The sequence below is a fragment of the Rhodobacter sp. genome, from assembly GCA_020637515.1.
Taxonomy (GTDB): domain Bacteria; phylum Pseudomonadota; class Alphaproteobacteria; order Rhodobacterales; family Rhodobacteraceae; genus Pararhodobacter.
The window spans coordinates 2,907,082-2,930,408 of record JACKKG010000001.1; the positions used below are offsets into that span (position 1 = coordinate 2,907,082).

21 protein-coding genes, 1 tRNA gene and 1 pseudogene are annotated in these 23,327 nt (G+C 67.4%); 10 read left to right on the top strand and 13 right to left on the bottom strand.

Annotation, left to right across the window (positions count from 1 at the left end):
* Positions 1-27 precede the first annotated feature (27 nt).
* Together H6900_14205 and argE are read right to left on the bottom strand one after the other, a co-directional pair.
* Positions 28-714 (bottom strand): glutamine amidotransferase, encoded by a 687-nt coding sequence (locus H6900_14205; protein ID MCC0074434.1) that lies wholly within the window; start codon positions 712-714, stop codon positions 28-30.
* Positions 711-1,877: an acetylornithine deacetylase gene (gene argE / locus H6900_14210; GenBank protein ID MCC0074435.1), complete on the bottom strand. Its 1,167-nt coding sequence runs from the start codon at positions 1,875-1,877 to the stop codon at positions 711-713. The genes H6900_14205 and argE overlap by 4 nt, the downstream gene beginning before the upstream one ends.
* Positions 1,878-2,190: 313 nt before the next feature.
* On the opposite strand from argE, the gene H6900_14215 reads away from it, so the two are divergent.
* The 10 genes and pseudogenes from H6900_14215 (at position 2,191) to H6900_14260 (ending at position 13,519) form a co-directional block, all read left to right on the top strand.
* Positions 2,191-3,186 carry an ABC transporter ATP-binding protein gene (locus H6900_14215; protein ID MCC0074436.1) on the top strand — a complete coding sequence of 332 codons (996 nt, stop codon included), beginning with the start codon at positions 2,191-2,193 and terminating at the stop codon, positions 3,184-3,186.
* Complete coding sequence (locus H6900_14220) at positions 3,183-4,244, top strand: dipeptide ABC transporter ATP-binding protein (protein MCC0074437.1); 1,062 nt, start codon at positions 3,183-3,185, stop codon at positions 4,242-4,244. The genes H6900_14215 and H6900_14220 overlap by 4 nt, the downstream gene beginning before the upstream one ends.
* Positions 4,241-5,944 carry a peptide ABC transporter substrate-binding protein gene (locus H6900_14225; protein ID MCC0074438.1) on the top strand — a complete coding sequence of 568 codons (1,704 nt, stop codon included), beginning with the start codon at positions 4,241-4,243 and terminating at the stop codon, positions 5,942-5,944. The genes H6900_14220 and H6900_14225 overlap by 4 nt, the downstream gene beginning before the upstream one ends.
* Positions 5,945-6,079: 135 nt before the next feature.
* On the top strand, positions 6,080-7,090 hold the full coding sequence (locus tag H6900_14230; GenBank protein ID MCC0074439.1) for an ABC transporter permease: 1,011 nt from the start codon (positions 6,080-6,082) through the stop codon (positions 7,088-7,090).
* The gene (locus H6900_14235; GenBank protein ID MCC0074440.1) at positions 7,083-7,985 is read left to right on the top strand and encodes an ABC transporter permease; all 903 of its coding nucleotides are present in this window, start codon (positions 7,083-7,085) and stop codon (positions 7,983-7,985) included. Before H6900_14230 ends, H6900_14235 begins: the two co-directional genes overlap by 8 nt.
* Positions 7,986-8,334: 349 nt before the next feature.
* Positions 8,335-10,347 (top strand): hydantoinase/oxoprolinase family protein, encoded by a 2,013-nt coding sequence (locus H6900_14240; protein ID MCC0074441.1) that lies wholly within the window; start codon positions 8,335-8,337, stop codon positions 10,345-10,347.
* 41 nt (positions 10,348-10,388) lie between these two features.
* Positions 10,389-10,478: transfer RNA gene (locus H6900_14245), tRNA-Ser, on the top strand.
* 445 nt (positions 10,479-10,923) lie between these two features.
* Positions 10,924-11,682: a hypothetical protein gene (locus H6900_14250; GenBank protein ID MCC0074442.1), complete on the top strand. Its 759-nt coding sequence runs from the start codon at positions 10,924-10,926 to the stop codon at positions 11,680-11,682.
* On the top strand, positions 11,679-12,728 hold the full coding sequence (locus tag H6900_14255; GenBank protein ID MCC0074443.1) for a hypothetical protein: 1,050 nt from the start codon (positions 11,679-11,681) through the stop codon (positions 12,726-12,728). The genes H6900_14250 and H6900_14255 overlap by 4 nt, the downstream gene beginning before the upstream one ends.
* Before the next feature lie 314 nt (positions 12,729-13,042).
* Positions 13,043-13,519: pseudogene (locus H6900_14260) on the top strand (AAA family ATPase).
* Here H6900_14260 and H6900_14265 read toward each other — a convergent pair.
* The 11 genes from H6900_14265 to arsB all read right to left on the bottom strand — a co-directional run bounded on the left by H6900_14265 (position 13,489) and on the right by arsB (position 23,248).
* A complete protein-coding gene (locus H6900_14265; GenBank protein MCC0074444.1) occupies positions 13,489-14,424 on the bottom strand; it encodes a hypothetical protein in 936 nt (311 codons plus the stop codon). The pseudogene H6900_14260 and the gene H6900_14265 sit on opposite strands and share 31 nt — an antisense overlap.
* On the bottom strand, positions 14,421-14,795 hold the full coding sequence (locus H6900_14270; protein ID MCC0074445.1) for a restriction endonuclease subunit S: 375 nt from the start codon (positions 14,793-14,795) through the stop codon (positions 14,421-14,423). The genes H6900_14265 and H6900_14270 overlap by 4 nt, the downstream gene beginning before the upstream one ends.
* Positions 14,796-14,825: 30 nt before the next feature.
* Positions 14,826-15,587, bottom strand: coding sequence for an SDR family oxidoreductase (locus H6900_14275; GenBank protein MCC0074446.1), 762 nt, complete (start codon positions 15,585-15,587; stop codon positions 14,826-14,828).
* Positions 15,584-16,267, bottom strand: a complete 684-nt coding sequence (locus tag H6900_14280; protein MCC0074447.1) for a ThuA domain-containing protein — start codon at positions 16,265-16,267, stop codon at positions 15,584-15,586. Before H6900_14280 ends, H6900_14275 begins: the two co-directional genes overlap by 4 nt.
* A gap of 4 nt (positions 16,268-16,271) precedes the next feature.
* A complete protein-coding gene (locus tag H6900_14285; protein ID MCC0074448.1) occupies positions 16,272-17,018 on the bottom strand; it encodes an SDR family oxidoreductase in 747 nt (248 codons plus the stop codon).
* Positions 17,015-18,190 (bottom strand): cytochrome P450, encoded by a 1,176-nt coding sequence (locus H6900_14290; GenBank protein MCC0074449.1) that lies wholly within the window; start codon positions 18,188-18,190, stop codon positions 17,015-17,017. The genes H6900_14285 and H6900_14290 overlap by 4 nt, the downstream gene beginning before the upstream one ends.
* Before the next feature lie 245 nt (positions 18,191-18,435).
* Entirely contained in the window at positions 18,436-18,978 is a 543-nt protein-coding gene (locus tag H6900_14295; GenBank protein MCC0074450.1) for a VOC family protein, read from the bottom strand.
* A gap of 93 nt (positions 18,979-19,071) precedes the next feature.
* Positions 19,072-20,331: an organoarsenical effux MFS transporter ArsJ gene (arsJ, locus tag H6900_14300; GenBank protein ID MCC0074451.1), complete on the bottom strand. Its 1,260-nt coding sequence runs from the start codon at positions 20,329-20,331 to the stop codon at positions 19,072-19,074.
* A complete protein-coding gene (locus tag H6900_14305) occupies positions 20,328-21,335 on the bottom strand; it encodes an ArsJ-associated glyceraldehyde-3-phosphate dehydrogenase (GenBank protein ID MCC0074452.1) in 1,008 nt (335 codons plus the stop codon). The genes arsJ and H6900_14305 overlap by 4 nt, the downstream gene beginning before the upstream one ends.
* Before the next feature lie 3 nt (positions 21,336-21,338).
* Entirely contained in the window at positions 21,339-22,169 is an 831-nt protein-coding gene (locus tag H6900_14310) for a metalloregulator ArsR/SmtB family transcription factor (GenBank protein MCC0074453.1), read from the bottom strand.
* Between the two features lie 59 nt (positions 22,170-22,228).
* Entirely contained in the window at positions 22,229-23,248 is a 1,020-nt protein-coding gene (gene arsB, locus H6900_14315; GenBank protein MCC0074454.1) for an ACR3 family arsenite efflux transporter, read from the bottom strand.
* Between the last annotated feature and the right edge of the window lie 79 nt (positions 23,249-23,327).

The following is a 23,327-nucleotide window of genomic DNA, read 5'->3' on the forward strand; positions in this document are numbered from 1 at the left end:
CGGCGCCGGGGTGAAAGGGAAAGTCGCTCACACGAAGAACCGCGCGAGAAACGCCATGAACCAGCGGTCGATGGCCGCGTCCGCGGTCGCAAGCCGCCGGTCCTGTTCGTCCCGATCCTGCGCGCCGGGCGCATCCCAGGGCGCCATCGGATGGGCCTGCCAGCGGCGCATCCGCGCGGCCGTCACCTCGGGGTGGAACTGGAACGCCCAGGCCGAACCCAGCCGGAACGCCTGGTTGGGATAGAGCGCGCTCGACGCGAGCCGCGTCGCGCCCTCGGGCAGGTCGAACCCATGGCCGTGCCATTGCGGCATGACCACGGGTCCGGGGAACAGCGCCGCCCCGGCCTCGGTCGGGGTGAGGTCGTAATAGCCGAATTCCTTGACCCCCTGCGGGTGCGGGCGCACATCGGCGCCATGCGCCCAGGCGATGCACTGCGCCCCCAGGCACAGACCCAGAAGCGGCACGTCCCGCGCCACCGCGTCGGCGGCGAATGCGTGTTCGTCCGCGAGATAGGGATAGAGGTCGGTCTGGTAGATTTCCTGCGCGCCGCCATAGATCACGGCCGCGTCGAACCCTGCGGCCGAGCGCGGCACCGCGTCGCCCGCATGGGGGCGGATCACGCGGTAGTCACGCCCCGTCCGGTCCAGGAACATCCGCACGCGGTCCGGTTCGGGACCGTCGTCGAAATTCTCGATCAGCAGGATTCGGCTCATTGGCAGAGATCGGCGATCAGCTTGTCCATGAAGGCATCGCCCGCCGCCAGTTGCGACACCTCCAGGAATTCGTCGGGCTGGTGCGCCTGGGCGATGTCGCCCGGCCCGCAGATCACGGCCGAATAGCCGCGCACCTGGAACTGCCCGCCCTCGGTGCCGTAGCTGACGACATGCAGGCCGTTGTCGCCGGTCAGGCGGCGGGCCAGGGCCTCGGCCGGGCCGTCGTCCTCAGGGGTCAGGGGCGGCACCCCAAAGGCCGGGGTCATGGTCACGCCGGCCTCGGGGCGGATCTTCTTGATCCGCGCGTCCAGTTCGGCCCCGGCGGCCAGCATCTTGTCCGCCCATCCGGTTTCGCCCGGCACCGCGCGCACGCCCAGCATGAAATCGCAGGTCTTTGCCGTGATGTTGTTCGCCGTGCCGCCGCTGATGGTGCCCACGTGCAGCGTCGAATAGGGCGGATCGAAGGGGGCCGCCAGCACGCTGGGTTCCGCCGCCGCCATCGCGTCGTTCATGTCGTTCGCCCACTGGATCAGCCGCGCCCCCTCGTGGATCGCGCTGACGCCATAGGGCTGCAACGAGGAATGGACCTCGAACCCTTCGATATGCACCCAGAAGCCGGTGCCGCCCTTGTGGCCGGTCACGACCTTCATCATCGACGGTTCGCCCACGATGACCGATTCCGCGCGCGGCAGGTCCGACGCCTTGAGCGCCTCGACAAGCTCCACGACGGCCATGCAGCCGACCTCTTCGTCATAGCTGAGCGCCAGTTGCAGAGGGCGCTTCAGGGGCGCGTCCTTGGCCTTGACCATGGCGGCGATGGCCATGGCGTCGAAGCCCTTCATGTCGCAGGTGCCCCGTCCGTAGAGCTTGCCGTCGCGTTCGACCATTTCGAACGGGTCGCTGGACCAGTTCTGCCCATCGACCGGCACCACATCGGTGTGCCCCGACAGCGCCACGCCGCCGGGAGCGTCCGGGCCGATGCCGGCAAAGAGATGCGCCTTGGTACCGCAAGGCGACATCACCCGCTGGCTGGCGATGCCGTGCCCGGCCAGATAGTCCTGAACCCAATCCACCAGCGGCAGGTTGGTGTCGCGGCTGACGGTCGGGAACGCGATCAGCCTGGCAAGGATCTCGCGGGTCGTCAGCGTCGGGGTCTGGGGCATGGTCTTCTCCGGTTGAAAGCCGACGGGGTCGGCGCGCGTCGGCGCATGGGGTGCATCCTCGCCGCGCCGAGCGCACAGCGTCAAGGCCCCCGTCACCCCCTCCGCAACCCGGTGTGACGTCACGTCACGACGGCACCGGGGCGGCCTGCGCAGGGCTTGCGATCAAGCCGGGGCAGCGCGAAAGCCAAATTCTACAACTGCATAACAGGGCGGTTTTCATCTTGCGAGGTTGAAAGAATATTGCCAAGCTTCAAAAAAAACATGGCCCGACTCAAAAACGCTGGCGGGCCAATAACAAAACGGGGAGTTGCGCATGCCCGATGGGGCTACGCCGGTTCTTGATGTCAAGAACCTGAAAACGGTTTTCAGCACGCGTTCCGGCGAGGTTCATGCCGTCAATTCGGTCAGCTTCAATCTGAAGCCAGGCGAATTGCTCGGGGTGGTGGGCGAATCCGGATCGGGCAAATCGGTGACGATGATGTCGCTGTTGGGGCTTTTGCCCTCGCCTCCGGCCGAGGTGCGCGACGGCACCGTCATGCTGGGCGACCGCGACCTGCTGAAGATCGGCGAGGACGGTCTGCGCCAGGTGCGCGGCCGCGAGGTCGGCTTCGTTTTCCAGGACCCGATGACCTCGCTCAACCCGGTGTTCACCGTCGGCTTCCAGATCGCCGAACCGCTGCGCAAGCACCTGGGCATGAGCCGGGCGCAGGCGCGTGACCGCGCGGTCGAATTGCTGGAGCTGGTTGGCATTCCCGACGCGCGCCGCCGGCTGGGAGATTATCCGCACCAGTTCTCGGGCGGGATGCGCCAACGGGTGATGATCGCCATCGCGCTGGCCTGCGACCCCAAGGTTCTGATCGCCGACGAACCCACGACCGCGCTGGACGTGACCATCCAGGCGCAGATCCTGGAGCTGGTCAAGGAGCTGCGCCACAAGCTGGGCATGGGGATCATCTGGATCACCCACGACCTGGGCGTGATCGCCGGGATCGCCGACCGGGTGATGGTGATGTATGGCGGCCAGGTCGCGGAACAGGGCCCCGTGCGCGAGGTCTTCGCGAACCCGGCGCATCCCTATACGCGCGCACTGTTGCAGACCATGCCCAAGCTGCATGGCCCGCGCGAGGCCAAGCTGAAGGTGATCGAGGGCCAGCCGCCGATCCTGGGCCGGCATCCGACCGCCTGCCCGTTCATGGCGCGCTGCGCGCACGCGTTCGACCGCTGCGCGCAGGAAAATCCCGCCCGGCGCGACATCGGCACCGGCCATGACGTGGCCTGTCACTGGGATCACCGGGGGGGCACCGCATGACGACGGACAAGCGCAAGCTCGTCGAGGTCAGGGACCTGAAGATGCATTTCCCGATCTTCGGCGGGTTCATGCGGCGTCAGGTCGGCGCGGTCAAGGCGGTGGATGGCGTGTCCTTCGACATCTTCGAGGGCGAGACGCTGGGCGTCGTCGGGGAATCGGGCTGCGGCAAGTCCACGGTCGGCCGCGCGGTGCTGCGGCTCTACGAGGTGACCGACGGCTCGGTCGTGATCGACGGCGAGGACATCGCCACCCTCAGCCCCGAGGTGCTGCGCCGCAAGCGACCGACCATGCAGATGGTGTTCCAGGACCCGCAGGCGAGCCTCAACTCGCGCATGACGGTGGCGGGGATCATCGGCGAGCCGCTGGACGAACATACCAACTGGTCCCGCGCGAGAAAGCTCGAACGCATCTACGAGCTGATGGATGCCGTCGGCCTGAACCGCGATTTCGCCAACCGCTACCCGCACGCCTTTTCCGGCGGGCAGCGACAGCGGATCGGGATCGCCCGCGCGCTGGCGCTGAACCCCAAATTCATCGTCTGCGACGAGCCGATCGCCGCGCTCGACGTGTCGATCCAGGCGCAAGTCGTCAACCTGCTCGAGGAATTGCAGGCGGAATTCGGGCTGACCTATCTGTTCATCAGCCATGACCTGTCGATGGTGCGCCACATCGCCGACCGGGTGGCCGTGATGTATCTGGGCAAGATCGTGGAAGTGGCGCCCGTGCAGGTGATCTACGACGATCCGCGCCACCCCTATACCGAGGCCCTGCTGTCGGCCGTGCCCGAGCCCGACCCGTCGCTGGAACGGCGCAAGGATCGGATCGTGCTGAAGGGCGACGTGCCCTCGCCCGCCAATCCGCCCAAGGGATGCAATTTCTGCACGCGTTGCCACAAGGCGTTCGATCTGTGCCATCAGGTCGAACCCGCGACCGTGGAAGTGTCGCCCGGCCATTTCGTGGCCTGCCACCTGATCGACAAGAATTCGACCGCCGGAAGAACCGGCGGCGCCCGTGTCGAGCACGACGAACCAAATATCCAACAAGGAGAGGATGCATGACTCGCAGAATGGCCCTGTTCGGGGCGGCTGCCGCATTCGCCATGACGCCCCTGGCGGCGATGGCTGAGCGCGGCGATAGCGGCCACCTGAACCTGATTTACTGGCAAGCGCCGTCCATCATGAACCCGTATCTGTCGGGCGGCACCAAGGAACAGGAAGCGTCGAGCATCGTGCTGGAGCCGCTGGCGCGCTACAACGAGCGCGGCGAACTGGTTCCGTGGCTGGCCGAAAGCATTCCGACCGTGGAAAACGGCGGCGTGTCCGAGGACCTGATGTCGATCACCTGGCGCCTGCGCGAGGGCCTGCTGTGGTCCGACGGCACCCCGGTGACCTCGGCCGACGTGGCGTTCACGGCGCAGTATTGCATGTCGCCCGATGGCGGCTGTGCCCAGCTTCGCAACTTCAACGACGTCGAATCGATCGAAGTGGTCGATGACCGCACCGTCACCGTCCACTTCTCGGTGCCCAAGCCCGTGCCCTATGGGCCCTTCGTTTCGGCGACCTCGCCCATCATCCAGCGCGCGCAGTTCGAGAACTGCCTCGGTGCCAACGCGCCGACCTGCACGGACGCCAACTTCATGCCGATCGGCACGGGCGCGTTCCGTGTGGTGGAATTCCGTCCGAACGACGTGATCCAGATGGAGGCCAACCCCAATTACCGCGATCCGGCGCTGCCGCATTTCGCGACGCTGACGCTCAAGGGCGGCGGTGACGCGGCCTCGGCCGGCCGTGCGGTGATGGAAACCGGCGAGATGGACTACGCCTGGAACCTGCAACTGGCGCCCGACGTGATCGCGACCATGGCCCAGGGTGGCCACGGCGTGCCGATCTCGGCCTTCGGCACGCTGGTCGAACGGATCGAGATGAACCTGACCGATCCGTCGCCCGACCTGCCGCCGGAAACCCGCTCGACCCGCGCCGCGCCGCATCCGTTCCTGTCGGACATCCGCGTGCGTCAGGCGCTGTCGATGGCCATCGACCGCCCGCTGCTGGTCGAAGTCGGCTACGGCCAGGCGGGCCGCGTTGCCTGCAACATCGTGCCGAACCCGCCGGTCTTCCGGTCCGAGGCCAACGAGGGTTGCGCGGTGCAGGATCTGGACGGCGCCCGCGCGCTGCTGGATGCGGCCGGCTGGGTGCCCGGTCCCGATGGCATCCGCGTCAAGGACGGTCGCCGGCTGGTGGTCGATTACCAGACCTCGACCAACGCCGTGCGCCAGGACTTCCAGGCGCTGATCCAGCAGTGGTGGCGTGAGATCGGCGTCGAGGCCAACCTGCGCAACGTGAACGCCTCGGTGTTCTTCGGCGGCGACCCCGGTTCGCCCGACACGTTCCAGAAGTTCTATGCCGACGTGGAGATGTATGCGAACAACTTCACCGGCACCGACCCCGAGAACTATCTCGGCGCCTGGCGCTGCGACCACGAGCCGCGTCCCGCGACCCAGTGGCAGGGCGAGAACATCAACCGCTTCTGCGATCCGACGTATGACGCGCTGCACCTGCAAATGGCGCAGACCGCCGACATCAACGAGCGGGGTCGCATCGGCCGCGAACTGAACGACATCCTGGTCCAGAACTATGTCGTCGTGCCGCTGGTCGACCGGGGCCGCGTGGACGCGCACGCCAACTCGCTGGGCGGCGTGCTGCTGAACGTCTGGGATTCCGGCCTGTGGAACATCGCCGACTGGTATCGCATCCAGTAATCCCGTGATCCCTGCCCGCCTCCGGCCCCTCGGGCGCCGGGGGCGGGTCGCTTCCTCTTGCGGCCCGTCCTGGTCTGGCCCTGCCTGCGGCGGATGGCACGGGCCGAACCGAGAACGCTGAACAAAGGCGCCCCCATGTTCAACTACACGCTGCGACGGATCCTGCTGGCCATTCCGACGCTTTTGTTCATCGCTCTGATCATTTTCCTGCTGCTGGAACTGTCGCCTGGCGACCCGATGGCGGACATGCCGCTGACCATTCCGCCCGAGGTGCGCGAGCAGATGCGCCTGGCGCTGGGCCTGGGCGAGGCGTGGTATATCCGCTTCTTCAAATGGCTCTACCTGTTCACCATCGTCGAACCCAGCCACATGCTGGCCACGCTGACCGGCATCGACAGCCTGGCGATCGAGGGGCAGCGGATCATCTCGTTCCAGACGCGCTCGCCGGTGGCCGACATCATCTCGCAGCGGCTGCCGCAAACGCTGTGGGTGGTCGGGCTGAGCTATATCTTCGGCATCCTGATGGCGGTGCCGATCGGGGTCTATTCGGCCTACAAGCAATACGGCTGGTTCGACCAGGCGGGGACCTTCGTGTCGATGGTGGGCTTTTCGCTGCCGACCTTCTTCACCGGGCCGCTGCTGATGCTGATCTTCTCGATCTGGCTGGGCTGGTTCCCGATCATCTACGACACCACGCTGGTGGTGGACAGTTGGCACCACTTCCTGCTGCAGTTGCGCCAGATGGCGATGCCGGTCTTCGTGCTGACGCTCTACAACGTGTCGCAGATCACCCGCTTCATGCGCGCCTCGATGCTGGACAACCTGCCGCTGGACTATGTGCGCACCGCCCGCGCCAAGGGCATGACCGAGCGCGTCGTGGTGCTGCTGCACGTTCTGCGCAACTCGATGATCCCGGTCGTCACGGTCATCGCGCTGGGGATCCCCACGATCTTCACCGGCGCGATCATCACCGAAAACATCTTTCGCGTGAACGGCCTGGGGCAATTGCTGATCACCGCGATCTATGCCTCGGACGTGCCGATGGTGCTGACGCTGTCCGTCGTCTTTGCCATCCTGATCGTCGGCTTCAACCTGATCGCCGACCTGCTCTACGCCATTCTCGACCCGAGGATCCGCTATGACTGATACCGCCGCCTTCAAGCCGCCGCGCAACCAATGGTGGGACGTCTGGGATCAGTTCAAGGTCCACAAGGGGGCGATGATCGGGTCGATCGTGTTCCTGGCGATCGTGCTGTTCTGCTTTGTCGGCCCCTACCTGTGGCCTTATGACGCGACCTATATCGACATCCGGTCGCGCAACCAGGGGTTTTCGGTCGCGCATCCGTTCGGCACCGACCAGTTGGGGCGCGACATCTTCGCGCGGATGATGAAGGGCGGGCAGGTCTCGTTGGCGGTGGGTATCGTGGGCATGGTCCTGTCGGTGTTCATCGGCACGCTGATCGGGGTTCTGGCCGGGTATTTCCGCCGTCTCGACGGGCTGCTGATGCGCCTGACCGACCTGTTCCTGGCGCTGCCGCTGTTGCCCTTGCTGCTGGTCATGTCGATGCTGCTGCGCCAGCCCCTGAGCGCGGCCTTCGGGGTCGAGACGGGGATGTTCCTGCTGATCGTCTCGGCCATCGCGATCACTTCGTGGATGCGAACGGCGCGGGTGGTGCGGGGCGACGTGCTGACGCTGAAGGAACGCGAGTATGTGCTGGCCGCGCGCTCGATCGGGACGCCGCCCCGGCGGCTGATCGTGCGCCACATCCTGCCCAACGTGCTGTCGCCGGTGATGGTCTCGGCGACGCTGATGATCGCCACGGCGATCATCACCGAAAGCGCGCTGAGCTTCCTGGGGATGGGCTTTCCGCCCGATTTCCCGACCTGGGGGCGGCTGGTCGCGGATGGCGTGGACTATCTGCAGCAATACCCCTCGCGCGCGTTGCTGCCGGGGATCTTCATCTCGTTGACGGTGCTGAGCGTGAACTACATCGGTGACGGCCTGCGCGACGCGCTGGACCCGCGCATCCGGGGACGCTGAGACAGGGCCCTGCCCCCCGCCCCCGCGGCGGTGGCAAGCGTGGCGGCGCGAGACCTGCGGGTCCGGGGGCGGTTTCGCCCTCGGCCGGAAGCATTCCATGTTCCCGCCCTCGGGCGACCCGGGGCGCGGCGCTGAAGCGCCGCGCCCGGTCCCGCGTCACCGCGGCCCCTGCGCGCGATTGATGCGGCGGATATGCGTATTTCCGACAAGGTGAGACGGCATTCAGTCGCGAACGGGCGGCCGGAGGCGGCGCGACTTTGGCATCACGGCGCCGGGGGGCGTCAGGCGGCCCCTTTCCTTTCCCCCGCGGGCGACTTAGCTGATCCGCGGGGTTTGCGGAGGCGGTGTGATGGCGATCTTTCTGGGCGTGGACACGGGTGGCACTTTCACCGACGCCGTGCTGCTGGACGAGGGCGCGCAGCGTGTCATCGCCTCGGCCAAGGCGCTGACCTCGCGGCCGGATCTGGCGCAGGGGATCGGCGGCGCCATCGACGCCGTGCTTGCGCAGGTCCCAGCGTTGCCTCCATCGGGGATCGCGATGGTCGCGCTCTCGACGACGCTGGCCACGAATGCGCTGGTCGAGGGCCAGGGCGCGCCCGCCGCCCTGGTGATGATCGGCTTTGCCCCCGGCGACCGCGACCGCGCCGGGCTGGGCGAAGCCCTGGCCGGCGATCCGCTGATCGAGATCGCGGGCGGGCACAATCACGCGGGCAGCGAGGAGCGTCCGCTGGACCACGCCGCGCTGGACGCGGCGCTGACGGCCCTGCCCCCGGGCACCAGCGCGGTGGCCGTTGCCAGCCGCTTTGCCACCCGCAACCCCGCGCACGAGATCGCGGCCCGCAGCCTGATCCGCGCCCGCACCGGCCTGCCGGTGACCTGTTCGCACGAATTGAGCGCGGGTCTGAACGGGCCCAAACGGGCCCTGACCGCACTGCTGAACGCGCGGCTCATCGCCATGATCGACCGTTTGGTGCGGGCTTGCGAAACGCATCTGTCCGCGCGCGGGATCGCCGCGCCGCTGATGGTCGTTCGGGGCGACGGCGCGCTGGTCTCGGCGGCGCTTGTGCGCGAACGGCCGATCGAGACCATCCTGTCCGGACCCGCCGCCTCGATCGCCGGCGCCGCCTGGCTGACCGGCGCGACCGAGGCGCTGGTGTCGGACATCGGCGGGACCACCACGGATGTCTGCCTGCTGCGCGACGGCCGCCCCGCCATCGACCCCGAGGGCGCCCGCGTCGGTGGCTGGCGCACGATGGTCGAGGCTGTCGCCATGCGCACCACCGGGCTGGGCGGCGACAGCGAGTTGCACGTCCTGGCCGGGCTCGACGCCGGGCTGCGGCTGGGTCCGCGCCGGGTGATGCCGCTGTCGCTGGCCGCGCATCTGCATCCCGCGCTGGTGCACCGGGCGCTGGACACCGCGCTGGGGCGCGAACCGGCTCCGGACGAAAGCTGGCGTATCGCGCTGCCCCTGTTCACCGCCCTGCCCCCAGGCCTGCCCCCGCGCGAGGCCGCGCTGGCAGAGCGGCTGCTGGCGGGGCCGCAGCGGCTGACCGACCTGATCCACGCCAGGGTCGAGGCCCCCGCCCTGACGCGCCTCGTGCAGCGCGGCCTGGTGCTGTTGTCGGGCCCGACCCCCACCGATGCCGCCCATGTGCTGGACCGCCAGACCGGCTTTGACCGCGACGCGGCGCACAAGGCGTTGACGCTGCTGGCCCGCCAGCGCGGCGACAATGGCGAACGCCTCGCCCCCGATGCCGAGGCGATGGCGTATCGCATCGTCGATCAATTGACGCGCCAGACCGTCGATTGCCTGCTGGAAACCGCCTTTGCCGAGGACGACACCCCCTGGGCGGAGCCGCCCGAAACCCTGGCCCGCCACAGCCTGACCCGCACCGCGCTGCACCGCCGCGCCGCCGGCCTGGTCCGGATCGAGGCCCGGCTGGGCGTGCCGGTGATCGGATTGGGGGCCTCGGCCGGGTGCTGGTACGGCGCGGTCGGCGAGCGCCTGGGTTGCCCCGTGCTGGTGCCCGACCATGCCGGCGTCGCCAATGCCGTCGGCGCGGTCGTCGGACAGGTGTCGATGCCGGTCGAGGGCCAGGTCACCAGCCCCGCCCCGGGCGAATTCATCGCCCATCTGGGCAGCGGGCCGCAACGGTTCGGTGACCCCCAAGCGGCGGTGCGCGCCCTCGAGGACGATCTGGGCCAACAGGCCCGCGCCCGCGCCGTCGCCGCCGGCGTCGAGGATCCGCACCTGATCACCACGCGCGAGGATGCCGGCGCCGAGGTCGAAGGCCAGCGCGTGGTGATCGAGATCCGCCTGCGCGTCACCGCCTCGGGACGCCCAAGGATCGCCACCGGCTGACGCTTGCAGCGCCCCCCGCCCCGGGCTAGAACGCCGCAGACGGATGGGTGGCCGAGTGGTTTAAGGCTCTGGTCTTGAAAACCAGCGTGGGTGAAAGCCCACCGTGGGTTCGAATCCCACCCCATCCGCCATCATCCCTGTTGCGAACACAGACAGGCGCCCATCGCGGCGCGGAAATAGTTGTGTTTTCAAAGGGCTTTGCCTCCCCCATGCGAACCTCTGAGACTGTGCGCCAGGCTCGTTCCGGGCTCTGAACGGCGCTCCGTCTCTGTTCGGGCGAACCTCGCCGTATTCGGTTCGGTCGAATTTTTTCACGCTTTTCCAATGGCCTGAGCGTTAACCCCGCCAAAACTTCGCCCCCTGTTTCTATCGCCTTCGTGGGGAACAGAGCCGCGACGGGCGGTAGGCGCAGCCGCTGGGTGCGCAGGCCGAATGCCGCGTAGCGGTGCGGGTGATTTGCCCGACAAACTTCGTGACCCGTGCGCGAAAGTGGCCGATCGAGGTTGAGCTGTCTGCGCGCATGTTTTCGATAATCTCCTATAGACAAGCTCGATAAAGTCCGATAGGAAATTGCTTATGAACAAGCCATCGACCGATCTCGACCAATTGCGTGCTGTCGAAGCGGAGCTAGAGCGCCGCCTCTTCGAAGTCCGTCAGCAGATTTCCCACTCTGGGCGGAAAACCGAGCAAGTCTCTGGTGGCCGGCGCCGCCCCCTGCGCGAGGTTATGCTGGACCTTCTTGCTGAGGCTCAAGTCCCGCTTAACTCGCTCCTGATCGCGAGCATTTTGCGCCCGCTTCAGGGCCTATCCGTCGCATCGACACGCTTCGGGACGCTGTCCAACGACGAGGCGAAGTCCTTCGGCTCGTCGCGGGCGAGGCCTGTGTACCTGTGTCACTGCCTGAACCACGATGACGGGCAAGCTGTGAAGCGGTTCTGGGCACGATCCGACTGGCCCATTTCTCGGCGTATCCTCGGTCCGATGTCAGGGCGCGTACTCTTTCTTCAAGGCGCTGGCTGGACTATCGAGCTCGCCCGCGAAGCGAGCCTTGGAGAGCTTCCTGTCGCAAACGGCGAAACGCTGAACTTCGTGGCCGCTGATCAGGCGCGCGATGCCGGGCTCAAGGTCAAGCGCGGCGAGTTTCCCTATGACGATTGGCTGGAGGGCCTGCGCGATCTTCTCGGGCGATACAGCGTTGAGGATGAGGCGGTACGAGCGGCGGCGGCAGCGGAACTGTCGAACCAGTTGTCCGAACGTGAGCTTCTGTTCGGAGCTCGGCAGCCAGTGGTTGCTTCCCTTCCTGGTACCAAGGCGGGTTGGGGAGAACAGCTGTGAGTGTCAAGGGCAGCACCGCTCTTGTCCGCCTCGCCGGTAACCCCGCCTGCGAAATCCTCGGGGCAATGGTGATGCAGGAGGGGTCCGAGAGGCGCTTCTACGAACAGGTCGTCGGCCAGCCGTACGACAGGGAATTCGGCGAGCGCCAATCGTCCAAGCGCCGCGGAGCTCAGTTCGAACGAAATGCCTACGCGGGCGACACCCGTCTCCCGCGTGAAACTCTCAGTCCGTTAATCGATGTTGCCCCGGATGACATCCGGGTCCGCAACCTTATCGATGAATACCCCGGAACCAAGGATGACGCACGCATCGCGCGGCTCAACATCACCCGCAAGATCCTGCAGACAAGTATTGGCGGCGGTACCTTCCCGCACTTGATCATTCAGCCGCAACTGCTCATCCCGACCAGTCCCGGTCCAAGGCCCTACTTCTTTATCGCCCCGGATCTTCTGATTTGGTCGGCTCGACACGGTTGCTACCTGCCAGGTGATCTCAAGTCCTTCATTGTGCGCGAGAACGAGGTATCGAAGGGCGACCTCGCACGTGTCCGTCTGCAGCTCGGCGCACAAGTATTGGCCCTCCGTCATGAATACCATCGACTTGGCCTTATGGCGCTCCCGCCAGCGCAGGGGGTGCTCATGTTCTCTAAGCCAAACAGCTTGAGTCCGCATGCACCGCGTATCGAAGACCTCGGTGGCGCGGTCGAGGCTGTCCACATTGGAATCGACGCTTTCCTGCGCCATCGCCAGCGGATCGATGCACTCCGCGCAGGTGCAGCACCACATACAGTCGTCGCGGACCTCGATCCAAACTTTCAGGACGCCTGTCTCGCGAGTTGCGTGATGGCTCAATGGTGCCGCGACCGGGTCGCAGGTCGGGCTGCCGATCTCGGGGATGTCGCTTCAGAGGTGCTGGAAGACCTGCCCCTCGACCACCTGATCGGCTTGATGGAGGGCCGCGTCCAGCCTTCTAGCGAGCACGAACAGATAATCGCGGAACGGCTGCAGGCTATCGCCGAGCAACACCTTGTCGGGAGGGTGGCATGAGCGCGTTTGAGGAGTCTTTGCAGCGGGTCATTGCCCGTCATTCGAGGCGCGCGATCTCGAAGCGCACTTCAAGCAGCATCTCGCCTGATCCGGCAATCGCGATCGGAATCGCGACGATCAAGATCGTGACGGAAGAACATATCCAGGCGGTCGCATTCGGCTCGTTCGACACGGCGCCCCAAGTGGTGGAACGTCTGGATCCAATCGGACGCGACGTGACCGATCTACTTCCGTTCGCGCACTTCGTGAACGGTGTCGCGGACCGGGCGCTCCGGCGCGCCGAAGATCGCCATCCTGCCGCAGGAGGACCGCGCGTGAGCCTCCCCATCATCACGGCCGATCAGCGACTGGCAGAGACGCGGGGCGTCAAGGGCGTGATCTTCGGCCACTCAGGGATCGGCAAGACCAGCCTGCTCTGGACGCTGGAAGCCTCGACCACGCTGTTCTTTGACCTCGAGGCGGGCGACCTCGCCATCGAGGGGCTCCATATCGACGTGGTCCGACCGCGGACCTGGAAGGAGTGTCGGGACTTCGCGGTATTCATCGGCGGCCCGAACCCGGCGCTCCGGGCCGAACAGCCTTATAGCCAGGCGCATTTCGACGAGGTGTGCGGTCGGTTCGGCGATCCGCGCGTCCTCGCGAAATACGACACCGTCTTCATCGACTCGATCACCGTGGCCGGGCGGCTCTGCTTCCAGTGGTGCCGCGGTCAGCCGGAGGCGCATTCGGAGAAGACCGGCAAGCCGGACGTGCGCGGCGCCTACGGGCTGCACGGGCGCGAGATGATCGGCTGAAGTGCTTCGAACTCAAGGTGGATAAGGGCTAGCTGAACCAGCGGATCAGGCTGCCCCGATCGGCAGTGTAGGCAGCCCAAGTGTCCAACCCGCTGAGAAGATGCTCCTGCGGGATAGGGACGAAGCTCGGCGGTTTCCTCGAAGCCAGGCTGATAGACCCTCGCTGCGCCGCCGAAGACGGAAAGGCGCTTGCCCAACCGCTCGGTCAGACGCCAGGCGGCATCCGGACGGGCCAGAGCCACATGCGCCAGCCCCGTCAGCACACCCGCGAGCTTCTCGGCTTTGATGTACGGGGCAGATGCGCCGTCGGCCAAGGTCAGCACAATGGTTGGGAGCAGGCGGCCGGGATCGGTGAGGTGCTCGATCAGCGCTTCGGCGTCTTCGCCGTCGGCGTACACCGCTGGAGTTGCAGACGCTGCCTGCGAGCCAACCACCAGGCCGCACTTCTCCGCGACCTGCTGCACAAAACCCGGCACCGCCGGGTCAATGGAGAAGTCCTCCTCGGGCGTAGCGACCAGAAGGCGGGTGCTAAACTGAGCCTGCTTGCCCGGGACATGGCCGAGAACGACCTCGGTCGTCCACGCGCGCCCCGGTACGGTCTTGTCGGGGTCGTGGATCCGGAAGGCCCAGAGGTCGGATGCTCCGGCGCGGAGCCGGATGGCAGAGGGGTCGCGGCCAGGCAGCGGCAGCTCGAAGCTTTCGCCGTCCCAGGCCTCGCGTGGAAGGCGCTGTCCCGCCCGACGCTGAGCCCAGCGCAGCACCTCGCCAGCGGCCTTGTGCGCAACCGCATCGGGGTCTTCGCCCGGCATCCATCCGGCGACGCGCAGCACCTCGTGTTCGCGGACGATCCGGGGCATGCGGCTCGCCAGGTGCGACAGCGCTTCGGTCATGCTGTTGCTCATGCGGCCACCTCGGGGGTCTTGTTCGGGGCCGGGGCCGGACCCGAGGACAGCGCCGAAAGGTCGAGGTCGGACACCCGGATCTCCCCGGTCATCAGCTTGTGCAGCAGCGCCTTGAAAAGTTCGTCGAGCACGGCGCGCTTGCGGCGGTGCAGGTCGATTTTTCGGTCGATGGCGTCGAGGATGGCGACGATCTCTCGCTGTTCATCCAGTGTCGGAGGCACGGGAACAGGGAAGGCCTTCAGCTTGGTGCTGTTGATGCACGCCAGGTTGGTGGTCTTGTGAGCCACCTTCAAGAAATAGGCTTTGCCGTAGGGGCTCTGAGCGAGATAAGCGAAGAACTCGGGAACGAGCCTGTCGCGGTTAGGCCGCACTGCGAAGACGTGGTTCCCTTTCTGACGTCTTCAAAGATTGGACATGCCCAACGACAGGCCGCCGTCCACGACCAGCGCGGTGCCCGTCACCCATTCGGCGCAGGCCATGTAGGCGATGCCCTCGGCCAGTTCGTCCTCGGTCCCGATCCGGCCCAGCGCGTGCGAGCTTTCGAGCGCCTTCATCCGCACGCGCTGCTCGTCCTCGGTCACCAGACCGGCGCGGATGTTCAGTTCGGTGGACACGGCGCCCGGGATCACGCAATTGACCCGCACGCCCTGCGGGCCCAGTTCGGCGGCCAGAACCTTGGCCAGAACCTCGACCGCGCCCTTGGTCGCCGCATAGGGCGAGGCGCCGGGATAGGCCAGGCGGGTATGGACCGAACCCAGGAACACCACCGCACCCTGGCGCGCGCTCAGATGCGGCAGGGCCAGGCCGGTCAGGATCATGCCCGAGACCACATTGCTGTCGAAAACCGCGGTCAGTTGCGCCCGGGTCAGGGTGGCGATGGGTCCGCGCAGCATGTTGCCGGCGTTGTTGACCAGCGCATCCAGCCCGCCGCCATGGGCCACGGCCGCGGCAACCAGCCGGGCGCAATCGGCGTCCCGGGTGATGTCGGCGACCTCGTAATGGCAAAGCGCACCGATGCTGTCGGCAACCGCCTTGAGCTTGTCCTCGCGCCGACCGCAGATCGTCACCCGGGCGCCGTGGCGGGCGAAGTGGCGCGCCGTTCCCGCGCCGATGCCGGATCCGCCCCCGGTAATCAGCACGGACATTTCGCTCATCGGTTTCATGCAGTCGTGTCCCCCGTGGTGCCAGCGGCCCAGCGCGCGGCGCGGGCGATGAAAAGGGCCTGCCCCGGCTCGATCACCGAGGCGAAGTCGTGGCCCGTGGTCAGCGTCACCGCCCGCCCATGGACCCAGGCCAGCGGAAAGTCGGCCCCGGCGCTGTGGCCCTGGGCCAGCACCGTCACCCCGGGATCGAGGCGCAGCGCGCGGTAGTGTTCGTCCGTCACGGTAAAGGGCATCAATCCCCTGGTCACGGGATGGCCGGGCACCGGCATCGCGGTCACGGGCTCTGGGTCGGGCGCGTGAAAGCTCTGCCCCCAGACCCAGCCGCCGCCCAGCATGTCCAGCCAGCCGGGCCAGTCGTCGAAGCAGATGCAACCGGTGTGCAGGGCCATCAACCCGGCGCCCCGGGCGACATGCGCCTCAAGCGCCGCGATCAGGTCGGGTTGCGTCCGATAGGCCCAGTCGTCGCGGAACGGGTCGTATTTCGCGTGGCCCTGCATCCGCCAGCGCAGCGCGTGAACCACCACCAGATCGGCCGGCGCCGCCCCCAGCGCAGCGGCCAGTTCGTCCGGGTGGGTGACGACCTCGCACATGAACCCCTGCACTGCGAGGATCCCGGCCAGCGCCGCGCCGCTCCGCTCGAAATCGTGGAAGATGCCGCCGCTGAGGATCACCGCGCGCATGGCCTCATTCCCTCGGCAAGGCGCGCAAGAGGCTGTGGGTGACGCCGCCGTCAACGACCAGTTGGTGACCGTTCACATAGCGCGCCCGGTCGCTGGCCAGATACCACACTGCCTCGGCGATATCCGCGACAAGACCCAGTCCGCCAAAGGGCACCGCCCCGCCCCGCACCGCCCGCACCCGCGGGTCGGCGTAAAAGGGCGCCGACATGCCGCCGTCGATGAAACCGGGCGCGACGCAGTTGACCCGGATACCCAGCGGGCCCCATTCCACCGCCATGTGTTCCGTCAGCTTGGCGATCGCCGCCTTGGCCGCCGGATACGCGCCCGAGCCCGGCCCAGGCGTCACCGCGTTGATCGAGGTCATGTTGACGATGGCCCCGCCCCTGCCGGCATCGCGCAACGCGCGCGCGGCGATGCGGGCGCAGGTGAAGGTGCCCATGACGTGAACCTCGAGCACCTTGCGGAACTGCGCCGGGCTCTGGTCTATCAGCGCGCCGAGCGACAGGATGCCGGCGTTGTTGACCAGCACATCGGGGGTGCCAAAGGCGTCGAAGGCGGCCTGAACCGCGCCCTCGTCGGTGACATCCGCGACCAGCGCCACGGCGTCCGGCAGTGCCTGGGCGGCGGCGGCGGTGGTGGCGGGATCGAGGTCCAGCACGCCGACCCGGTAGCCCTCGGCCGCAAAGGTCTGCGCGATTCCGGCGCCCAGGCCCGCCGCCCCGCCGGTGATGATGACGGATTTCCGGCTCATTCGGCGGGCTCTGGGTTCAAAAGGACGGGATACGAGGAAAAGTTCTGCCGCTGCGTGCGGGTGTCCTGCACGGCCGGGTTTTCGGGGTCCGGGCGAACGTCGCGCGCCAGCAGGGACCGCACCAGTTGCGTGACGATGCCGTATTGATGCGTGGCGGGGTCCGTATCGGGGCCCGCCGGCAAGCCGCCGTCCAGATCGCGGCCAAGACACATGTGCATGCCAAAGCCAAAGGTCAGCCCCCAGCGCGGCACCCCCTCGGGCGCGGCGCGATCGGGGTCGAAGTCATCCGCCGTCGCGCCAAAAATGTCCTGCTGGCGGTTGGCGGCAGCGAAATTCAGTTCCACCCGGCCCTCGGCGGACCGCGGGCACGACCCTTCGGGCCGACGCCAGGCGACGGGGCTGGCCGGATGCAGCCGGAAGCTTTCGTGCACGCAGCGTTGCAGATAGATCGGGTCCTGCCGCAGACGCGCACGCGCCGCCACATCGGGCCAGCGCAGGAAGATCTCGTGCAGCGCGTGGACGGTCGAATTGGCCGTGGAATGCGACCCGGCCTGAAGGAAAAAGGCCATCTCGCGCAGGATCACCGCATCGCTGAGCCCTTGCTTTTCGCGGTCGCGCAGCAACAGCGTCAGCACGTCGCGCGGCAAATCGGCGTCGCCCTGGTCGAGCGCCGCCTGACGCCGCGCGATCGAGGGGGCGAGAAACGTCTCGCGCAGGTCTTCCAGCCCCGCGCGGACCTCGGCGCGGACCGCGTCCTTGTCGCGGGTCGAATGCACCAGCGTCGCCCCTTCGGAAAAGATCTTGACCAGCCTGAGCAGGCGCTCGGTCTCGTCGGCGGATTTCTCGGGCCGGTCGATCCCGGCAAAATCGGCGGTCAGGTTCATCGTCACCCGGTAGCCGAAATCCACCAGGTCCATGCGCCCGCCCGCCGCCAGCGGCCCCAGGACCTGCGCCAGAGCCGGCGGAAAGACCTGCGCCTCGTAATACGAGAAATAGTCCTTTCGCAGGATCGAGAATTCCAGCACCCGCCGCGCGTGATGCGCCCGCCCGTGCAGCGTCAGCAACACGTCGTCCATGACGACACCGCCCTCGTCATAAAGCGCCTGCCGCATCGAGCGATCCGCGAGGACGCGCGTGATTTCCTTGTAATTGGTGATGACCGTTCCTGTCATGTCGCCCCATCCCCCCCCCGCCGCCGTCTGGCGTTGATCGTGTCCGGCCCCGAGGGAACGCGGTGCCCGGCCACCATGGACCCGGACGCGTCGGCGCCGGGCGGCATGGCCGGACCGCTCCTCCCCAAGCGGTGATGAGGGCGAGTGTTCACGAGCCCCAAGACATGGTCAATTTCAATATTCTTAGATGTATCTTCTGAAAAACAGATACCTTGCCGCGGCCGCTCCGATGCCGCGGCCGGGCGTCAGGGCCGCACCCTTGGCCAGCCCTCGCGGATCGGATCCGTCCCGTCCCAATGCGCCGCCGCCGCCGCGACCTGCGCGAAGATCGAGCGCCGCTCGGGCCCTTTTCGGGTGATCTCGAAGACCACATCGGGATCGTCGGGGTGCTCCAGATAGGCGAAGGGGCCATAGGCTGAGCGGCCGTCCTGGATCGTCACCCAGCCTCGGGCCTGCGCCCGGGCGACGGCACCGTCAAAGTCCTCCTCCCACGAGGACACATGCTGAAGCGGCGCGTGGTCCGGAAACCGCGCCAGCCATTCGGTGTAGATGCTGGGCTGGGGGCTGACCTGCTGGATCAGTTCGACCTGATGGTCGCCGCTGTTGGCCAAGGCGGCGTGCATCTGCATCCGGATGTCGTGGCCGCGATAGCGGCAGGACGGCAGCACGACGTTGCGCGCCACGAACCACGGCCCGATGCCGGCCTTGTCGGACAGAAACCGCAGATGCGCGTCGATGTCGCGCACCACATAGCCCGATTGCCGGATCTCTCCGAATACCCTGCTCATGACCTGCAAACCCCCGGTTCGTTGCGCGTGCCCGGGCGTGATCCATCGATTTCGATAATTTCGAAAGCGATATTTTTCGGCCCCGCGCCGGGGTCAGGCGGCCGGCAGGCGATCCGCGCGCAACCGCCCGGCGGCGGCCCAACTGGCGGCGGCCATCAGACCCGCACTCGCCAGGCACAGCGGCAGACCGCCAAGCTGATAGCTGACGCCGGACAGCAGCGTGCCAATCAGGCGGCCGGCGGCGTTCGCCATATAGTAGAAGCCGACGTCACGGGTGATGCGATCGGCGGCGCCGAAGGCCAGGATCAGGTAGGAATGCAGCGACGAGGTGACGGCAAAGACAAAGCCGAACAGCATCAGCCCGCCCACCAGCAACCCCGTCAGCCAGGGCGCCGTGCCGCCGGCCAGCGCCGCCGCGGCGGCCAGGACCAGCGGGATCGGCACCAACAGGCCCGACCACCGGATCGCGTGCCGCACAGAGTCCGCCAGCGGCTGCCCCGCCCCCCCCAAGAGACGCGGCGCCAACGCCTGGACGGCCCCGTAGCCGATGACCCACAGCGCCATGAACCCGCCGACCAGGAAAAACGCCGCCCGCGACGCGTCGGGTCCGTCCGGGGACAGGGCGGCCTCGAAATAGACCGGGATGCCGACCACGAACCAGGTGTCACGCGCACCGAACAGGAACATGCGGGCCAGGCTCAGCCGGTTGACCCGGGGATCGGCCGAGCGCCAGCCCGACCAGCGATCCGCACCCTTCATGCGGCCGGGCAAACCGGCGGGCAGGAACAGGACAACGGCGACCAGGATCAGCGCCAGGACCGACGCCATCGCCCAGATCGCCCGGGTGAAGCCCACCGAGGCCAGCAGCGCGGCGCCCAGGAAAAAGCCCAGCCCCTTGACCGCGTTCTTGGACCCGGTCAGGGCGGCTACCCAGCGAAACAGCGCGCCCTCGCCCGGTGCCAGCAGCTTGACGGCGGATTTCGAGGACATCTTGGCCAGGTCCTTGGCCACGCCCGACACCCCCTGCACCGCCATCACATAGAAAACCGACGCCCCGATGCTCCACCCCGGATCGAGCTGCGTCAGCGCCAGCAGCGCGCCGATCTGCAACGCCAGCCCGCCGTGCAGCGTCGTCGCCAGGCCAAAGCGCGCCGCCAGCCAGCCCGCGCCCAGGTTCGTGGCGATGCCCGCGACCTCATACAGCACGAACAGCCAGGCCAGTAGCACCGGCGAAAAGCCCAGGCCGTTGAAGTGCAGCAGCACCAGCATCCTCAGTGCGCCGTCCGACAGCATGAACGCCCAATAGGCCGCCGTCACGGCCGCATAGGCGCGCAGGGTCGGGGCCACGCTCATGACCCCGCCGCGACCATGCGGGCGATGTCGGCCAGGCGGCAGGCATAGCCCCATTCGTTGTCATACCAGGCAAAGACCTTGACCTGGGTGCCGTTCACCACCAGCGTCGAGGGGCCGTCGATGATCGACGAGCGCGGATCGTTGGTGAAATCGCTGGACACGAGCGGGCGGGTTTCAAAGCCCAGGATGCCTTTCAGCGGTCCCTCGGAGGCGGCGCGAAACAGGGCGTTCACCGCCTCGGCGCTGGTCTCGCGCTCGACCTCGAACACGCAATCCGTCAACGAGGCATTGAGCAGCGGCACCCGGACCGCGTGGCCATTCAGGCGCCCCTTCAGTTCGGGGTAGATCAGCGTGATCGCCGACGCGCTGCCGGTCGTCGTCGGGATCAGGTTGGTCAGCGCCGCGCGCGCCCGGCGCATGTCCTTGGCCGGTCGATCGACGATCGTCTGGGTGTTGGTCACATCGTGGATCGTCGTGATCGTGCCATGGCGGATGCCCAGCGCCTCGTGGATCACCTTGACCACGGGCGCCAGGCAGTTCGTGGTGCAGGACGCCGCCGTCACCAGCCGTTGCGTGCCGTCGTAAAGCGCGTGGTTCACGCCATAGACGATGTTCAGCGCGCCGCCGTCCCTGACCGGGGCGCTGACCACGACGGTTCGCACCCCGGCCGCGTGATACGGGGCGATTCTGGCGGCGGTCTTGAACACGCCGGTGCAGTCGATGACCAGATCGACGCCCAGCGCGGCCAGAGGCAGGTCCTCGATCCGGCGTTCATGGGTCAGGCGGATTGGCTGGCCGTTCAGCACCAGCGCCCCGTCGCCGGCGGCGACCGGCGTGCGCCAGCGGCCGTGCACGCTGTCGAACTCGATCAGCAGCGCGTGTTGTTCGGCGTCCCCGACCGGGTCGTTCAGCAACACGATCTCGCCCCCGGACCCGGTATCGATCAGGTTGCGCAGCACGAGCTTTCCGATCCGGCCGAGGCCGTTCAGGGCAATACGGGGCATGGGTCAGTCCTTTGAGATGGCATCGACGCGGCTTTGCACCGCCAGCCGGTCCAGACGGTCCAGCGGCAACGCGACAAAGGCCGCGATCCGGCGGCGAAGGGCGGCATAGGTCTGCGCGAAGGCCAGCGCGCGCTCGGCCTCGGTGCCCGGGGCGCTGACCGGGTCGGGCAGGCCCCAGTGGCCGGTGATCGGCTGGCCGGGCCAGGGGGGGCAATCCTCGGCCGCGGCGGTGTCGCAGACGGTAAAGACGAAATCCATCCGGGGCGCGCCGGGGGCCTGGAACCCCAGGATCGACTTGGAGGCAAGGCCCGACACATCGTGTTCGTTGCGCCTGAGAACCTCGATCGCCATCGGGTTGGGGCCGGGGCCGGGCCGGGTGCCGGCGGAATGGGCGACGAAGCGCCCCTGCCCCAGGTCGCGCAAGAGCGCCTCGGCAAAGAGCGAGCGCGCCGAATTGGCCGTGCAGAGGAACAGGACGTGGCGGGGGGCATCGCTCGGGGGCCGGACCTCGGGCATCAGGGGGGCCGACAGGCCGGGCATCAGGTCGGGGCGCCCGCGCCCGACATCAAGGGCAAGATAGCCGATCAACCCCTCGGCCCGGTCGAGCGCGATGGAATAATGGAGCGACCGGCCCCGGCGTTCGACCCGCAGCATCCCGGCGGAAGTCAGGTCCGCCAGATGGTGCGACAATGTGTTCGGCTTGAACCCCAGCGCCGCGGCGATCTCGGTCGGGCGCGCGCCACGCGGGGCAAAGCGCATGAGCAGACGGTAGACCGCCAGGCGATCCGGGTGGCCGAGGGTGGCAAAGGCTTGGGCGGCGTCTGACTGTTCCATAATTCCCGAATACAGGAATTATTTCGCAAGTCGAGTGACGTTTTGATGACAGCCGCGCCTCAGCCCGGAAAGGCGCCGCGCGTGCGGTTGGCAAAGGCGACCAGCGACAGCATCACCGGCACTTCGACCAGCACCCCCACCACGGTTGCCAGCGCCGCGCCGGAATTCAACCCGAACAGCCCGATCGCCACCGCCACCGCCAGTTCGAAGAAATTCGACGTTCCGATCAGCGCGCAGGGCGCCGCAATCCGGTGCGGCACCCGCCAGGCCCAGGCCCAGGCATAGCCCAGTGCGAAGATGCCATAGGATTGCAGCACGATCGGCACGGCGATCAGCGCGATGACCAGGGGCTGCGCCAGAAGGACGGGCGCCTGAAAGCCGAACAGCAGCACCACCGTCAGCAAGAGCCCCAGCACCGAGGCCGGCTTGATCCGCGCGATGAAACCGGCGACCGCGCCCTCCCCCCCTTGCACGATCAGCGCCCGCCGCGTCAGCATCCCGGCGATCAGCGGGCTGACGATATAGAGTGCGACGGACAGGATCAGCGTCGCCCAGGGCACCGTGATCTCGGTCACGCCCAGCAGGAAGGCCACGATGGGCGCAAAGGCGAAGACCATGATGAGATCGTTCACCGACACCTGGACCAGTGTATAGGCCGCATCGCCGCGCGTCAGTTGCGACCAGACAAAGACCATGGCCGTGCAGGGCGCCGCGCCCAGCAGGATCAGGCCGGCGGTATAGTCGCGTGCCGCCTCGGGCGCGATCCAGCCGGCGAACAGATGGTGGAAGAACAGCACCGCCAGCGCCGCCATGGTGAAGGGCTTGACCGCCCAGTTCACCACCAGCGTGATGATCAGCCCGCGTGGACGCCGGCCGACCGCCGACACCGATCCCAGGTCGATGCCGATCATCATCGGATAGACCATCGCCCAGATCAGCACCGCCACGACCAGATTGACCGAGGCGAACTCGACCCCGGCCAGCGCCGCGAAGAGGCCCGGAAACACCGTGCCCAACGCAAGCCCCGCCAGAATGCCGAGAGCGACCCACAGGGTCAGCCACCGTTCGAACAGACTCATGCCGCCCCCATCGCACAGGGCACGGCAAGGGTCGCCGCGCCGGTCCAGGGTTCTTCGATAGACGCGCGGCGGGCGCGTG